At 64.1% G+C, this 15,358-nt stretch carries 17 protein-coding genes; 4 read left to right on the top strand and 13 right to left on the bottom strand.

Annotated elements, in window-relative coordinates; all coding sequences use genetic code 11:
- Window positions 1–27: 27 nt before the first annotated feature.
- The 12 genes from Q3C01_RS19110 to coxB form a co-directional block, all read right to left on the bottom strand.
- Entirely contained in the window at window positions 28–1,317 is a 1,290-nt protein-coding gene (locus tag Q3C01_RS19110) for a M16 family metallopeptidase (RefSeq protein WP_458146855.1), read from the bottom strand.
- Window positions 1,314–2,732: a threonine synthase gene (thrC, locus tag Q3C01_RS19105; protein ID WP_458146854.1), complete on the bottom strand. Its 1,419-nt coding sequence runs from the start codon at window positions 2,730–2,732 to the stop codon at window positions 1,314–1,316. Before thrC ends, Q3C01_RS19110 begins: the two co-directional genes overlap by 4 nt.
- Before the next feature lie 458 nt (window positions 2,733–3,190).
- Window positions 3,191–3,835, bottom strand: coding sequence for a response regulator transcription factor (locus Q3C01_RS19100; protein WP_458146853.1), 645 nt, complete (start codon window positions 3,833–3,835; stop codon window positions 3,191–3,193).
- A gap of 147 nt (window positions 3,836–3,982) precedes the next feature.
- Window positions 3,983–4,348 (bottom strand): nuclear transport factor 2 family protein, encoded by a 366-nt coding sequence (locus Q3C01_RS19095; protein ID WP_458146852.1) that lies wholly within the window; start codon window positions 4,346–4,348, stop codon window positions 3,983–3,985.
- A 117-nt stretch (window positions 4,349–4,465) separates the two neighbouring features.
- Window positions 4,466–5,221 carry an SURF1 family protein gene (locus Q3C01_RS19090; protein ID WP_458146851.1) on the bottom strand — a complete coding sequence of 252 codons (756 nt, stop codon included), beginning with the start codon at window positions 5,219–5,221 and terminating at the stop codon, window positions 4,466–4,468.
- Complete coding sequence (locus tag Q3C01_RS19085; protein WP_458146850.1) at window positions 5,218–5,604, bottom strand: DUF983 domain-containing protein; 387 nt, start codon at window positions 5,602–5,604, stop codon at window positions 5,218–5,220. Before Q3C01_RS19085 ends, Q3C01_RS19090 begins: the two co-directional genes overlap by 4 nt.
- Before the next feature lie 81 nt (window positions 5,605–5,685).
- On the bottom strand, window positions 5,686–6,582 hold the full coding sequence (locus Q3C01_RS19080; protein WP_458146849.1) for a cytochrome c oxidase subunit 3: 897 nt from the start codon (window positions 6,580–6,582) through the stop codon (window positions 5,686–5,688).
- A 77-nt stretch (window positions 6,583–6,659) separates the two neighbouring features.
- Entirely contained in the window at window positions 6,660–7,319 is a 660-nt protein-coding gene (locus Q3C01_RS19075) for a cytochrome c oxidase assembly protein (RefSeq protein ID WP_458146848.1), read from the bottom strand.
- Between the two features lie 6 nt (window positions 7,320–7,325).
- The gene (locus Q3C01_RS19070) at window positions 7,326–7,493 is read right to left on the bottom strand and encodes a CoxF protein (RefSeq protein ID WP_458146847.1); all 168 of its coding nucleotides are present in this window, start codon (window positions 7,491–7,493) and stop codon (window positions 7,326–7,328) included.
- A 7-nt stretch (window positions 7,494–7,500) separates the two neighbouring features.
- Window positions 7,501–8,250 (bottom strand): heme o synthase, encoded by a 750-nt coding sequence (gene cyoE, locus Q3C01_RS19065; RefSeq protein ID WP_458146846.1) that lies wholly within the window; start codon window positions 8,248–8,250, stop codon window positions 7,501–7,503.
- A 64-nt stretch (window positions 8,251–8,314) separates the two neighbouring features.
- Window positions 8,315–9,928, bottom strand: coding sequence for a cytochrome c oxidase subunit I (gene ctaD / locus Q3C01_RS19060; RefSeq protein ID WP_458146845.1), 1,614 nt, complete (start codon window positions 9,926–9,928; stop codon window positions 8,315–8,317).
- Between the two features lie 68 nt (window positions 9,929–9,996).
- Window positions 9,997–10,836 carry a cytochrome c oxidase subunit II gene (gene coxB, locus Q3C01_RS19055; RefSeq protein WP_458146844.1) on the bottom strand — a complete coding sequence of 280 codons (840 nt, stop codon included), beginning with the start codon at window positions 10,834–10,836 and terminating at the stop codon, window positions 9,997–9,999.
- 452 nt (window positions 10,837–11,288) lie between these two features.
- Here coxB and Q3C01_RS19050 point away from each other — a divergent pair, with 452 nt between their 5' ends.
- Window positions 11,289–11,825 (top strand): invasion associated locus B family protein, encoded by a 537-nt coding sequence (locus tag Q3C01_RS19050; protein ID WP_458146843.1) that lies wholly within the window; start codon window positions 11,289–11,291, stop codon window positions 11,823–11,825.
- 74 nt (window positions 11,826–11,899) lie between these two features.
- Here the strand turns inward: Q3C01_RS19050 and Q3C01_RS19045 are convergent, their stop codons facing one another.
- Window positions 11,900–12,187, bottom strand: a complete 288-nt coding sequence (locus Q3C01_RS19045) for a hypothetical protein (RefSeq protein WP_458146842.1) — start codon at window positions 12,185–12,187, stop codon at window positions 11,900–11,902.
- Window positions 12,188–12,379: 192 nt separating this feature from the next.
- Between Q3C01_RS19045 and tldD the strand changes: the two genes are divergently transcribed.
- The 3 genes from tldD (at window position 12,380) to Q3C01_RS19030 (ending at window position 15,289) form a co-directional block, all read left to right on the top strand.
- A complete protein-coding gene (gene tldD, locus Q3C01_RS19040) occupies window positions 12,380–13,807 on the top strand; it encodes a metalloprotease TldD (protein ID WP_458146841.1) in 1,428 nt (475 codons plus the stop codon).
- The gene (lepB, locus tag Q3C01_RS19035; RefSeq protein WP_458146840.1) at window positions 13,804–14,601 is read left to right on the top strand and encodes a signal peptidase I; all 798 of its coding nucleotides are present in this window, start codon (window positions 13,804–13,806) and stop codon (window positions 14,599–14,601) included. Before tldD ends, lepB begins: the two co-directional genes overlap by 4 nt.
- Before the next feature lie 121 nt (window positions 14,602–14,722).
- Window positions 14,723–15,289, top strand: coding sequence for a nucleotidyltransferase family protein (locus Q3C01_RS19030; protein WP_458146839.1), 567 nt, complete (start codon window positions 14,723–14,725; stop codon window positions 15,287–15,289).
- Window positions 15,290–15,358 lie beyond the last annotated feature (69 nt).

The raw sequence follows: 15,358 nt of genomic DNA, 5'->3' as shown, positions 1-15,358 counted from the left end.
GTAACACGAGCCCTTCCGGCACAGCTCCTAGTGGAGCCTCGCCTTGGCTCGCGCCCGGGTCAATCCTTCCGCAAAAGACACCGCCGTGTCCAGACCCCTGCCGCTGCCCAATGCAACGACCGCGGGGCGGCTCCGCGATAATAGCGCTCGTGCCGCATTTCGCGTCGATTCGACGCTGACGGCGTCGATTCGGGCCACCAACTCCTGCACCGTCTGCGGCCGCCCATAGGCCAGCACGTGCCGCGCGAGTTGCTCGGCGCGCGAAGAGCAGCTCTCCAGCGCCATCAGGAGGCCCGCCTTCATCTGCGCTTTTGCACGCGCGATCTCGGCTTCGGTCAGCGTCTCCACTGAATCATTGATGATGTCGACGACGACCTCCATCATCTCCGGCGCATCCGCAGGATCGGTGCCGGTGTAGAGTCCGAAGAAGCCGGTATCGGTATAGGGCGCGTGGAAGCTGTAGATCGAGTAGCACAGCCCGCGCTTCTCCCGCACCTCCTGGAACAGCCGCGACGACATTCCGCCGCCGAGGATGTTGGTGAAGACCTGCAGCGAGAACAGCGACTGGTCGGTTTGCGGCACGCCTTCCAACGCCAGCGTCAAATGCGCCTGCTCGAGCTCGCGATGCACAACCTTCGCCCCACCCTTGCCGAACATCGCAGGCGCCGGCTTTGGTCCCGGCGCCGCCTCGAAGCTTGCAAACCGCTTCTCGACCTCGTCCACGACCTGACGGTGATCGACCGCGCCGGCGGCGGCCACCACCATGTCGGGGCCGCGATAATGCGTGGAGAGATAGCCGCGCAGCATGTCGCGGTTGAAGCCGCGCAACGTCTTGGCGGTGCCGAGCAGCGAGCGGCCCATCGCCTGGTCGGGATAGCAGAGCTCGTTGAGATGCTCGAACACGACGTCGTCGGGCGTGTCCTGGGCCGCACCGATCTCCTGCACGATGACATTCTTCTCGCGCTCGAGTTCCTCCGGCTCGAACGCCGGATTGGCAAGAATGTCGGCTAGCACGTCGAGCGCCAGCGGCACGTCGGCCTTCATCACCCGCGCGTAGTAGGAGGTCGTCTCGGTCGAGGTGCCAGCATTGAGATCGCCGCCGACTGCCTCGATCTCCTCGACGATCTCGCGCGAGGAGCGCCGGGTCGTACCCTTGAACGCCATGTGCTCGAGGAGGTGGGAGATGCCATGCTCGTTCGGCTTCTCGTCGCGGCCGCCCACACCGGCCCAGACGCCGAGCGCAGCAGTCTCTACATGGGACATGTTGTCGGTGACGACGGTGAGGCCGGAGGCAAGCTTGGAGATCTCGACACTCATCCGGCAACTCCCTGCTTTGCGGCGCGGCTGACCGACAACACGAACCGCTCCACCTCGGACTGATCGTTCTTCATCACCTTCATGTGTTCGGATTTGGCCATCAGGCCGTCGAGCCACGCCGGCAATTGCGGTCGCATGCCGCAGGCGGCCTCGACCGCGTCGGGGAATTTGGCGGGATGCGCGGTGGACAGCACTATGTTGGGCACCGTCGTGTCCGTGGTGTCGCGATCGGCCACGGCGAGGGCCACCGCGGTATGGGGATCGACGAGTTCGCCGGCCTCGCGCCAGGCGGCGCGGATTGCAGCCGATGTTTCGGTCTCGTCCGCGCGACCTGCATCAAACTCCTCGCGGATCGCAGCGAGCGTGGCGTCCGGCAGCACGAAACGACCCGACTGCTTCAGCGACTCCATCAGCCGGCGGACAGCGGCCGCATCGCGCCGGCCCGCCTCGAACATCAGCCGCTCGAAATTCGAGGAGATCTGGATGTCCATCGAGGGCGACGCGGTGGCGTGCACCTCGCGCACCTCGTAGATGCCGGTCTTGAGCGTGCGCGCCAGGATGTCGTTGACGTTGGCCGCGATGCGCAGGGTGCGCACCGGAAGCCCCATGCGCTTGGCAACGAAGCCTGCGAAGATGTCGCCGAAATTGCCGGTCGGCACGGTGAAATCGACCTGCCGCGCCGGCGCGCCGACCGCGACCGCCGAGGTGAAGTAGTAGACCACCTGCGCCACGATGCGTGCCCAGTTGATCGAGTTGACGCCGGACAGCGCGACATTGTCGCGGAAGCGGTGATGGTTGAACATCCCCTTCACCAGCGCCTGGCAATCGTCGAACGTGCCTTCGATGGCAAGCGCGTGCACGTTGGCGGCGCCCGTCGTCGTCATCATGCGCTGCTGCACGTTGGAGACGCGGTTGTGCGGAAACAACACGATGAGATCGACGTTCTCCAGACCCGCGAAGGCTTCGACGGCGGCGCCACCGGTGTCGCCGGAGGTCGCGACCGCGATGGTTGTGCGCTGGCCGCGCTTGGCGAGAACGTGATCCATCAGCCGCGAGATCAGCTGCATCGCGACGTCCTTGAAGGCGAGCGTCGGACCGTGAAACAGCTCCAGCACGAATTGATGCGGCGACATCTGGCGCAACGGCACCACGGCGGGGTGGCGGAAGGTGGCGTAGGCCTCGTTCGCCATGCGGCCGAGATCGGCATCTGAAATCTCACCGCCCGTGAACGGACGGATCACGTCGACAGCAACCTCCCAATAGGGGCGGCCGAAGAAACCGGCGATCGTCTCCGGCGAAAGCTGCGGCCAGTCGAGGGGCACATAGAGTCCGCCATCGCGGGCGAGCCCGGTCAGCATCACGTCGCAGAAGCCAAGCTCGGGGGCCTCGCCCCTGGTGGAGATATATCGAGTCAAACCGCCCTCCAAAGGCCGGCGGATCGCCTAAACCTTTGATTTAAGTGAAGTTACTTTGCTTTGCCGCAGCGAGCTGGGGGCACCATAAAGCGTTTTGCAGCATCGGGAAACCGCTTCCCGTGCCACCCCCGGCCTAAGGGGACGCAAGAAAAAGGGCTGCGGCGATGCCGCAGCCCTCTCCTGGAAGGGTCTGTCGTTACGTGTGCAGACCTGTTTTATCCGCATTCAGAGGCCGGTGCGCGAGCCAAGGCCGCGTCAAATCATTCACCGTGAGCTTTGGTCGGGTGTCATCTCATCGTCAAGGGTAAAAACGGTTTACGCGGGAGAACGTTCCAACTTTTCCCGCTCGTACCAAGGCGATGCGCGCGGATCGCTTCGCGATTTAAAGCTCGGCGCGACACGCCTGCTGTCTTTTCCCGCCGCTGGAAGCGTGGCCGTTCAGTGCAGACGACCGAACCTCAGTTCATCTCAACCGCCACCGCGATCCGGATCAGGTCGGAGTGGTTTTTCGCGCCAAGCTTCTGCTTCAACAGCGACGTGGTGTTGGCGACGGTCTTGTAGGAGATGCCGAGGGCTTCGGCGACCTCGACGATCTTGTCGCCGCGCCCTAACAGCCGCAGGATTTCCAATTCCCGCGGCGTCATCTGCGAGGCGGGGTTGGCCTTGATCGCCGCGCCGGAAAAGGTCACGGCCTCCGCGAGCTGAGGCGAGATGAAATTGTCGCCGGCCGCGACCTTGCGCACCGCCTTGACCAGGATCTTGATGTCGTCGCCCTTGGAGACGTAGCCCTGCGCGCCCATCTCGACCGCCCGGACCACGAAGGCCGGATCGTCGTTGCTGCTGAGCATGATGATCTTGGCGTCCGGATCGTCCTTGCGGATGCGGCGCATCAGCTCGAAGCCGGAGACGTCGGGCAGGCTGATGTCGATGAGGGTGACGTCGGGACGCTTGCTGACGAAGGCGCGGTGACCGGACTTTGCGTCACTCGCCTCGTCGATTCGGATCGAGTGATCCGACGCGAACAGCGACCTGCAACCGAACACGACGACCGGATGGTCGTCGACGATCAATATCCGCGTGGCCGGCTTGACGATGTCTTGCATTGCTCTTGCTCGCTTTCCCCAACAGATAAGCCAGCGGGAACAAATGGAAAGAGCGAAAATACCACCTGCGTTAGAATTTAACTAAATGGGGAAGACCCTAGCGTGCATCTAACTGCGCCCGCCTGCATATTTGGCGGCGCTGCCTCGCTAACACGCAGAGCAGTCCATCGGGTTCTGCCGCGCCGGCGCGCAGGTGGTCCGGGAAATTTTGCCATCGGCGCTGAAGCCGAAGCTGGCGCGGATGCGCAACGAGCCGGCGATCGAATATTCGAGTTCGACGCCCTGCGGCGCGGGGCTGATGTCCTCGAGTCCGAATCCGGCGGAGGAGAGTGCGCCGAGTCGCGATCCCCAATAGGCTTCGAGCTCGCTGCGGCCACGGTAGAGATGCGTGCCCCCGCATTGGCATTCGAGGCTGGCATCATCGGTGTAGAGATCGATCAGCGACCTGAGGTCGCCCTTGCGACAGGCATCCAGCCAGTCGACGACAATGCCCATCTGGTCGAAATCACTCACGCGTCCATCCCGATTTGCTCACGCGAATTCGTTTCGCGGCTTATGCCACAGTCGCGAATGCGCGCTGAATGGTAAAGCCCGGAAGATTCCGGTTCCGCCCCGAAAGCTGCCAGCGGATTAGTTCCGCCTCCGTCCCCTCACCCATGCGCCGAATGCGATCAGCACCGCACCTGCGAGCGCGAACCAGGTGATGGCGTATTGCAGGTGGTCATCCTTCAGATGCACATCGAGCGGTCCGGGACGCGGGATGCCGTTCTCGGGCACGGGCTGTTCCAGATCGATGTAGAACGGTGCGACCGCGCCCCAGCCGAGCGCACTCGCCATCAGATGCTGATCGCGCACGAACCACAGCCGCTTGGTGCGGTTCTCCGCGGGCGTGAGCCAGCTCGGCTCTTCCGGAAAACGCAAGTACCCGGTGAGCGCGACCTGCCCGCCGGTAACGAGCTTGGTTACAGCACGGTCCTCGACGGACCGATCCTGCATCGTGTTCTCGACGAAGCCGGCATCGATCACGATCATCTCGCCGGTCGGCAGCCGCGCCGGCAGGAAGGCCCAGGTGCCGGGACCGGCAGCATCTTTGCGCACGGCCGAGCCGGAGCTGTAGACCATCGCGTCGGGAAGCGGCGCATAGCTGGCCGTGAAGCTCACGCGGCGAAACTCGTCATTGGCCGCGTTGAGCTCGCTCCACTGTGCGGGCGGCGGTAGCGCGACGGGCGGTGCTGCCAGCCGCTCGGTCAATGCTGCGATCAATTCATGCTTGGCGACACGGCGCTGCAATTGCCAGACACCGAGCGCGACGAAAACTGCGATCATGGCGAGCGTGAACAGGCCAAAGCCCGCCACGCCGCGGTGGCGCGTCGTGGTCCCGTTCATTTCGCGCGATCGACCAACCGGCCCGGCGCCGCCTTGTGGTGAAACTGCAGCGCGATCAACAACGACTTCATTGAGCGCAGCGGCAGCAGCGTTGTGACGAGGATCAGCGGCAGCCATAGCGCCGCATGCAGCCAGAACGGTGGCTGGTACTTGACCTCGACGATCAGCGCGCAGGCCACCACGATGGCGCCGGCCAGCATGATGATGAAGATCGCCGGCCCATCGCCGGAATCGATGAAGGCGTAATCGAGACCACAGACCTCACATGACGGCGCGAGCGTGAGGAAGCCCGCATACAGCTTGCCCCGCCCGCAGCGCGGGCATTTGCAGGCAAGTCCGCGCATCGCGCTCTGGGGAACGGTCGTGGGAGGATACTCGGTCATGCACTTTCCTTCGCCTCTCCACACCTTAAGCAAAAGGGGCGGCCGATGAGGCCGCCCCTTTATAACACGATCGACCGGGGCTTAATGCGCGCCGTGGGCCATGGTCTCGGCGCCGCGACCCCAGACGTAGATGCAGAGGAACAGGAACAGCCAGACAACGTCGACGAAGTGCCAGTACCAGGCGGCGAACTCGAAGCCGAGATGCTGCTTCGGCGTGAAATGGCCGGCATAGGCACGCGCCAGGCACACGATCAGGAACACGGTGCCGACCAGCACATGGAAGCCGTGGAAGCCGGTCGCCATGAAGAAGGTGGCGCCGTAGATGTTGCCGGCAAACGAGAACGCCGCGTGGCTGTACTCATAGGCCTGCACGCAGGTGAAGGTCGCGCCCAGGAGGATGGTGAGGATCAAGCCGTACTTCAGGCCCTGGCGATCGTTCTCCAGGAGCGCGTGGTGCGCCCAGGTCACGGTGGTGCCGGAGGTCAGGAGGATCAGCGTGTTCAGGAGCGGCAGATGCCAGGGATCGAAAGTCTCGATGCCGTGCGGCGGCCAGGTTCCGGGCACGCTGCACGCACCCATCTGGGTGCCGAGACCGCAGCCGAACACCGCGTCGCGCGTGGCATGGACAGGGTCGGCCGGGAACAGCGCCGAGTTGAAGAAGGCCCAGAACCAGGCAACGAAGAACATCACCTCGGAGGCGATGAACAGAATCATACCGTAGCGGTGGTGCAGCTGCACGACGCGGGTGTGGTCGCCCTTGTACTGGGCTTCCTTGATTACGTCGGCCCACCAGCTCGCCATGGTGTAGAGCACGCCGACCGTGCCGATGCCGAAGATGATCGGCGCCGCCGAGAACATGTGGTGCATCCAGGCGATCGCACCGACCGCCATGACGAAGGCCGAGACCGAGCCGACGGCCGGCCACGGAGACGGATCGACCAGGTGATAGTCGTGATGCTTGCCTTGCGCGGTCGCCATTTCCGTCTCTCTCCTTAGCCCGTGCCTGTCAGGCACTTATCCCCTTTAATTCCAATCCCCGGATCTGAGCCCGGCGATCAAAGATTGCCTTTGCGCTTGTCGTCCTCGCCTGACGCGAGCGGCTTCACCACCGGCTCGCGTACCGGATAGAACGTGTAGGACAGCGTGATCGTGCTCAGCCCGTCATTGTCGTGATCGCTGACGATCGACGGATCGACATAGAAGACCACCGGCATCTCCCGCTTCTCGCCGGGCGCCATGGTCTGCTCGGTGAAGCAGAAGCAGTTGATCTTCTGGAAATACGACCCGACCGTCAGCGGCGCGACATTGTAGGCCGCCTGGCCCGAGGTGGTGCGCGCGGCCCGGTTGGTCACGGTGTAATAGACGGTCGTGACCTGGCCGATATTAATCTCGATCTCGGTCTGCTCGGGCTCGAACTTCCACGGCAGGCCCGGGGCAACGTTGGAATCGAAGCGCACGGCGATCTTGCGCGCGATCGGCCCCGCGGCGGGTCCCGAGGTCGCGACCTGGGTCGTGCCGTTGAAGCCGGTGGTACGGCAGAACCAGTTGTAGAACGGCACGGCCGCATAGGACGCACCGACCATCAGCGCAACCACGCCGCCGCAAATGGACGCGACAACGACATCGCGACCCAGGCCGCGGCGCGGCGGCCTGTCGGCCGCCTTGTCTGCCGCTTCAGGGCTCACGTCGTGCGATATGGTCGGCTTCTGATCCATCACACATCACAATGGTCGGTTCAGCACCGCTGGTCCCTTGACCAGGGTGACCGCGAAAAACAGCACCACGAGCACGCCGAGCGCGAGCGCGATCGCAATCGAGCGCTGACGGCGGCTCTTCTTCTGCGCCTCGGTGAGGACGATTCCATCTGGTGGCTCGGATTTGTCGGGCATGTCAGCGTCATGCGCCCCCTACCATCGGAGCAAGGGCGCGGAACACGACCTCGGCAAGCAGGGTCGCGAACAGCGCGAACAGATAAAGAATGGAGAAAGCAAACAATTTGCGCGTCGCGCGCAGCGACTGGCTGCGCTCGCGCCGCATATAGACGTTGATGGCGAGCACCAGCATGCCGGCGCCGAGCACCAGCGAGGTGACGCCGTAAATCCAGTCGAAATAACCGAGCGCCCAAGGCGCCGCAGCCACCGCGATCAGGACGACGGTGTAGAGCAGGATCTGGAGCCGCGTCGTGTCAGGACCGGCGACATTGGGCAGCATCGGAATGCCGGCCCGGGCGTAGTCGTCGGAGCGGAACAGCGCCAGCGCCCAAAAGTGCGGCGGCGTCCAGAAGAAGATGATGGCGAACAGCAGCAGCGGCTCGACGTCGACCGTGCCGGTCACCGCGGCCCAGGCCACCACCGGCGGCAGTGCGCCGGCGGCGCCGCCGATCACGATGTTCTGGGCGGTCCAGCGCTTCAGGAGCAGCGTATAGATCACGACGTAGAAGAAGATGGTGAAAGCGAGCAGCGCGCCCGCGATCCAGTTGACGAGGATACCGAGCGTCATCACCGAGAAGAAGGCGAGCGTCATGCCGAAGGCCATCGCCTCGGGCCGGGTGACGCGGCCGCGATGTGTATAAGAGACAGCGATGTAGTCGCCGACCTCCGCCTCGGAGATCCTGATATCGATGGCGTTCTGATCGAGGACCGACACTTAATTCAACTCGCTTGATGACAGAGCCGCGGCGCCCGTCAAAGGCGCCGCGGCGAAGGGTTGCTTACTGCACGCGGGGCAGTACTTCGAACTGGTGGAAGGGCGGCGGCGAGGACAGCGTCCACTCCAGCGTGGTCGCGCCCGCACCCCAGGGATTGTTGCCCGCAGGGACCCTGCGCATGAAGGCGTCGAACACGCAGTAGAGGAAGATCAGCACGCCGAAGCCGGAGATGTAGGAGCCGATCGAAGAGATCAGGTTCCAGCCCGCGAACGCATCGGGATAGTCGACATAACGCCGCGGCATGCCCGACAGGCCAAGGAAGTGCTGCGGGAAGAACACCATGTTGACGCCGACGAACGTGACCCAGAAATGCGCCTTGGCCAGCGTTTCGTTGTACATGTAGCCCGTCATCTTCGGGAACCAGTAGTACCAGCCGGCGAAGATCGCGAACACGGCGCCGAGCGACAGCACGTAGTGGAAGTGCGCGACGACGTAATAGGTGTCCTGCAGCACGCGGTCGACGCCGGCATTGGCCAGAACCACACCGGTGACGCCGCCGACCGTGAACAGGAAGATGAAGCCCACGGCCCAAAGCATCGGCGCGCGAAACTCGATCGAGCCACCCCACATGGTGGCGATCCACGAGAAGATCTTCACGCCGGTCGGCACCGCGATCACCATGGTCGCGGCGACGAAATAGGCCTGCGTCGCCGACGACATGCCGACCGTGTACATGTGGTGCGCCCACACCACGAAGCCGATGCCGCCGATCGCGACCATGGCGTAGGCCATGCCGAGATAGCCGAACACGGGCTTGCGCGAGAAGGTCGAGACGATCTGGCTGATCATGCCGAAGCCGGGCAGGATCAGGATGTACACCTCGGGGTGACCGAAGAACCAGAACAGGTGCTGGAACAGCACGGGGTCACCACCGCCATCGGCAGCGAAGAAGGTGGTGCCGAAGTTGCGGTCGGTGAGCAGCATGGTGATCGCACCGGCGAGCACCGGCAGGGACAACAGGAGCAGGAACACCGTCACGAGGATCGACCACACGAACAGCGGCATCTTGTGCAGGGTCATGCCCGGTGCGCGCATGTTGAAGATCGTGGTGATGAAGTTGATGGCGCCGAGGATCGACGAGGCGCCGGCAAGGTGCAGCGACAGGATCGCGAAATCGACGGCCGGACCTGGATGGCCCGAGGTCGACAGCGGCGCGTACATCGTCCAGCCCGCGCCGACGCCGTTGGCGCCCGGCTCGCCCTCGACGAAGGTCGAAGTCAGGAGCAGCGCGAAGGAGGCCGGCAGCAGCCAGAACGAGATGTTGTTCATGCGCGGGAACGCCATGTCAGGCGCGCCGATCATCAGCGGCACGAACCAGTTACCGAAGCCGCCGATCATCGCAGGCATGACCATGAAGAAGATCATGATCAGGCCGTGCGAGGTCACGAACACGTTGTAAGTGTGCGTTTCGTGGAAGATCTGCACGCCCGGATACATCAGCTCGGCGCGGATCGCGATCGACATCGCCGCACCGATGATGCCGGCGATGACCGCGAACACCAGGTACATCGTGCCGATGTCCTTGTGGTTGGTCGAATAGACGTAGCGCCGCCATCCGGTCGGATGGGCATGTTCGTCATGGGCGTGATCGCCGTGTGTCGCTGCACTCGTTGCCATTTTCAAATCCTGCCTTGCGTCCCGTTCGGACCCCGCGAGGTCCCGCCCTTAGTCCCCTGAACCGGCGCTTACTGCGTCGGGCCCGCCACGGCGGCGTAGGTGCTGGTGCCGCCGCCGGCAAATTTCTTCTTCGCCGCCTCGACCCAGGAGGCGAATTCCTGGTCCTCCACCACGCGCACGGCGATCGGCATGAAGGCATGATCCTTGCCGCACAGTTCAGAGCACTGGCCGTAGAACATGCCGGTCTTGGTCGCCTTGAACCAGGTCTCGTTCAGGCGGCCGGGGATGGCGTCGATCTTGATGCCGAAGGCCGGAACCGCGAAAGAGTGGATGACGTCGGCGCCCGTGGTCTGGACACGAATCACCTTGTTGACCGGCACCACCATCTCGTTGTCCACGCCAAGCAGCCGCGGCTGCTTGTCCTGCGCCATCAGCGAGTCGAACTCGAACTTGCCGTTGTCGGGATAGGCGTAGGACCAGTACCACTGCTTGCCGGTGGCCTTGATGGTGATATCCGCCTTCGGCAGGTCGAGCTCAAGGAACAGGAGGCGGAACGACGGCACCGCGATCCCGACCAGGATCAGCACTGGAACCAGGGTCCAGACCACCTCAATCAGCGTGTTGTGGGTGGTCCGCGACGGCACCGGATTGGCCCTCGCGTTGAACTTCACCACCACGGCCACCAGCAGCCCCAGCACGAACAGCGTGATGACGATGATGAGGACTGACAGGAAATTATGGAACCAGGTGATGTTGTCCATCACCGGAGAGGCAGAGCCCTGTAGACGCCATTCCCAGGGCGCCGGCTGTCCCAGCTCGGCAAACGCCGCGCCGCCGGTGCCCAGCGTCAGGCCCGCTACGGCCAATCCCAGCAAGTGCCGGCCCATCCGGCCCATCGACATCCTCATGCCGCTCGCGCTCCCCTTACGAAATCACCCCAATGCACTCCCCTATTTTGGGGAACGCTTATTCGATCCGCCCGTCCGACAAACCGCCGCGCAAGAATACCTCTAAGAGGAATTGGGGCCAGCTCGCTAGAACGCCGAAATCAAGCCTCTCAAACCATAATTCTTGATGTATCGCAATGCAGTCTTGAGCCCGGTCTGTCAGCCATCACACGCAAGATATTTCAGACAAAAACACCGTTCCCGGGAGTGTGGCGCCTTGACAGCAGGATTGCCCGCTGTAGGCACTGACCGGCCGCCCCCGCAGCAGCCTGATTCGCGCGGGAAAAGGCGACCGGCGCGGCGCGAGATTTGCTTTTTGGTTGCTTGGGATCCGCCTTCAAGCCGCCGTCATTTCCGTACCTGAGTGGAAGCGAGGCCTCCCAAGCAGGTCGCGAACAGAGGGATCGACCCCGATGGGGCTTTCGACACGCATGGCGAAACCCGCTCCTTACCGCCATTTTGGCTCGCTGGCTTGGCTTCTGGTGGCCGCTGTCCTCCTCCTGCCGGGCCTTGCACACGCGCAAGGCGCGGTGCGCTCGGTCCATGGCGACTGGCAGATCCGCTGCGACACCCCGCCCGGCGCCCAATCTGAGCAATGCGCCCTGATCCAGAGCGTCGTCGCCGAAGACCGCTCGAACGCTGGCCTGACCGTGATCGTGCTCAAGACGGCCGACCAGAAGAGCCGGCTGATGCGAGTGGTCGCGCCGCTCGGCGTGCTGCTGCCCTCCGGTCTCGGCCTCAAGCTCGACAACCAGGACGTCGGCCGTGCCGGCTTCGTCCGCTGCCTGCCCAATGGCTGCGTCGCCGAGGTCGTCATGGACGACAAGCTGCTCGGCCAGCTTCGCTCAGCCAAGACCGCGACCTTCATCATCTTCGAGACCCCCGAGGAAGGCATCGGCTTCCCGCTCAGCTTGAACGGGCTCGGCGAGGGGTACGACAAGTTGCCGTAGGGACCTGCACGTCGACGATGCGAGTCCGTTATCCTGGGGCTACGAGCGGGAGTGCGGGCCGCTCGGGACTGACCTCACGCCTTATCGACGCGATAAAGCTCCGTGTCACACCAGGTGCAGCTGTAGATGCGGCCCACGCTGGCGACGGTCATTCCCGCAGCCTTCTGCCGGCATTTGGCGCAGACGACGCCGACCGTTGTCGCTGAGCCTGGATGGGCCGCGACGTATTGTTCGCGCGTGGGATAGGATTTCCAACCGCGGCGGTAGATCAGCTGATTGACGAACAAGACCAGAGCCAGCACGGCGAAGCCGATGATCAGGCCGTGATATTGATCCCAGAATGCAACCAAGGAATTCCACATGCTTTGGCCGCCCGTTCACACAAGGGTGCGCCGGTATAGGCTGAAAATCTTGAAAACCGGCTTAAGGCGCAAGCGACCGAAACGGTCGCCGGCTCGGCGACCATGTCGTTTCGGTAATGTGACGGTCCGCCCCCTCGCCGAACGCTTTTGAAACCATTATCTTGCCCCACATCTCCCGATAATGGACCGCCGATGACCAACCCTGCGACGACCTCCCTGCTCGACCGCGCCAATCTCGACCGCGACCAGGTTCGCCACGAAGTCGCACGCGGGCTTTCGGGCGCCGACGACGGCGAATTGTTCCTCGAATACAGCCAGACCGAAGCGCTGATGTTCGACAATGGGCGGCTGAAGCAGGCGACCTATGACACCTCGCAGGGCTTTGGCCTGCGCGCCGTGAAGGACGACGCGGTCGGCTACGCGCATTCCTCCGACGTGTCGCTGCCGGCGCTGATCCGCGCCGCCGATGCGGTCGCAGCGGTCCGCGGCGGGTATTCGGGAAGCTTCGCCGCGCCGCCGCCGCATACCAATGTGCGGCTCTATGCCGACGACAATCCGCTCGACGCGCCGGGTTTCGAGGCCAAGGTCAGGCTGCTCGCGGAGATCGACGCGTATTTGCGCGACAAGGATCCGCGCGTACGGCAGGTCAGCGTGAGTTTAGGGGCGACCTGGCAGGTGGTTGAAATCCTCCGCCCCGATGGCGAGAGCTATCGCGATATCCGCCCGTTGGTGCGCGTGAACATTTCCGTTGTCGCCGGCCAGGGCGACCGTCAGGAAAGCGGCAGCAAGGGCTTTGGCGGCCGCGCCGGCTATGCCGAATTCATCGAGACCAGGAACTGGCGCGACGCGGCCGACGGCGCGCTGCGCGAGGCGCTGGTGAATCTGGAATCCGTGCCGGCGCCTGCCGGCGAGATGGACGTGGTGCTTGGCGCCGGGTGGCCCGGCGTGATGTTGCATGAAGCGGTCGGCCATGGCCTGGAGGGCGACTTCAACCGCAAGAAGACCTCGGCTTTTGCCGGCCTGATGGGCCAGCAGGTGGCGGCCAAGGGCGTCACCGTGGTCGACGACGGCACCATTGCCTCGCGGCGCGGCTCGCTCTCGATCGACGATGAGGGCACCCCGACAAACCGCACGGTGCTGATCGATGACGGCATCCTGGTCGGCTACATGCAGGACCGCCAGAACGCGCGTCTGATGAACATGAAGCCGACCGGCAACGGTCGCCGGCAGGGCTACGCCCATGTGCCGATGCCGCGCATGACCAACACCTACATGCTCGCAGGCGACCGCGAGCCGGGCGAAATCCTCGCCTCGGTCAAGAACGGCGTTTTCGCCGCGAATTTCGGTGGCGGCCAGGTCGACATCACCTCGGGCAAATACGTCTTCCAGTGCACCGAGGCCTACAAGATCGAGAACGGCAGGATCGGCGCGCCGCTGAAGGGCGCCATGCTGATCGGCAACGGGCCGACCGACCTGCATCGCATCCGCGCAATCGGCAACGATCTCGCGCTCGATACAGGCATCGGCACCTGCGGCAAGAACGGCCAGGGCGTACCGGTCGGCGTCGGCCAGCCGACGCTTCTGATGGAACGGATTACGGTGGGTGGTACGGGCGCATGAGCGTTGAGAAAATGACTGCAACAACCAAGCCCAAGACTAGCGGCAAGAACAGCGGCAAGAGCACCTGGCGCGGACAGCTAGTGCAGCTTGCTGGCATCGTCGCTGCCGTGTTCATCGCCAAGGGTGCGCTGGCCGAGCCGTTCTACGTGCCGTCGGGCTCGATGGAGCCGACCTTGCTGATCGGCGACGCACTGCTTGCCTCGAAATTCCCCTATGGCTATGGCACCTCGTCGCTGCCGATCCAGATCAACCTGCCGGAAACCGGCCGCGTCTTCGCCGAGACGCCGAAGCTCGGCGACGTCGTCGTGTTCCGCTGGCCCGGCGATCGCTCGCAGGCCTGGGTCAAGCGCGTGGTCGGTCTGCCCGGCGACCGCATCCAGATGCGACAGGGCCAGCTCTTCATCAACGACCGTCCCGCCGAGCTGAAGCCGGACGGCGTTGGCCAGGCCGAGGACGACAACGGCGGCAGCGAGCCCGCCTATCGCTATGTCGAGACGCTGCCGAACGGCGTCTCGCATCTCATTTTCAAGATGCGCGACAACGGCCCGCTCGACAACACGCCGGAAGTAACCGTGCCGGCCGGGCATCTCTTCGTGCTCGGCGACAACAGGGACAACTCCGCGGACAGCCGCGTGCCACTGCGCTCCGGCGGCGTCGGGCTGTTGCCGATCGACAATCTCGTCGGCCGCGCCGATGCCGTGCTCGGCTCCTGGGATCTCGGCATGCGTGGCCAGCCAGTGTGGACCTGGCTGTCGGGCTTCCGGATGGCGCGGTTCTTTACCGCGGTGAAGTGAGGCACGGAGCCGGAAGGATCGTCGGGTGGGCAAAGCGAAAGCGTGCCCACCGCTTCTGTCGCAATCCAGGTGAGATGATGGGCACGACGCGCGAAGAGCGCGCCTTTGCCCACGATTCCCAATGACCCGCGACGAATTCCTCGCATTGGCGCTCCGCAATCCGGTCAGCGTTGCGATCACCGACGCGCTCGCGCAGCTTGCGCTGCCGGATGCCTGGCTGGTGTCGGGATGTCTGGTCCAGACGGCTTGGAACGTGATCACGGGACGTGCGATCGATCACGGCATCGCCGACTACGATGTGTTCTATTTCGACCCTGACACCTCGTGGGAGGCGGAGGACGCGGTGATCCGCAAGCTGGCGGGCAGCCTTGCGTATCTCGGCGCGAAGATCGAAGCGCGCAACCAGGCGCGCGTGCATCTGTGGTATCCCGGCAAGCACGGCCTGCCCTATCCGCCGCTGACCTGTTCGACCCATGGCATCGACCGCTTTCTGACGCAGAACACGCAGATCGGCATCCGGCGTGCCGACGAGGGCTACGACGTCTATGCGCCGCATGGGTTCGATGATGTCGCGGGATTGATCGCGCGTCCCAATCCAGGCCCGAATTTCTCTGCGGCGAGTTACGCGACGAAGGCTCAGCGATGGAAATCGTTGTGGCCGGAAATCACGATCATTGCGGCGGAGTAGGTCTCGTGTCCCGGACGCGGCGCGGCACGCAGTGACGCGACGCAGAGCCGGAACCTGGCGCCATGGGCC

This window comes from Bradyrhizobium sp. UFLA05-109 (assembly GCF_054185165.1).
Note: the sequence above shows the minus strand (reverse complement) of the source record. Positions and strands in the feature narration are given on the sequence as shown.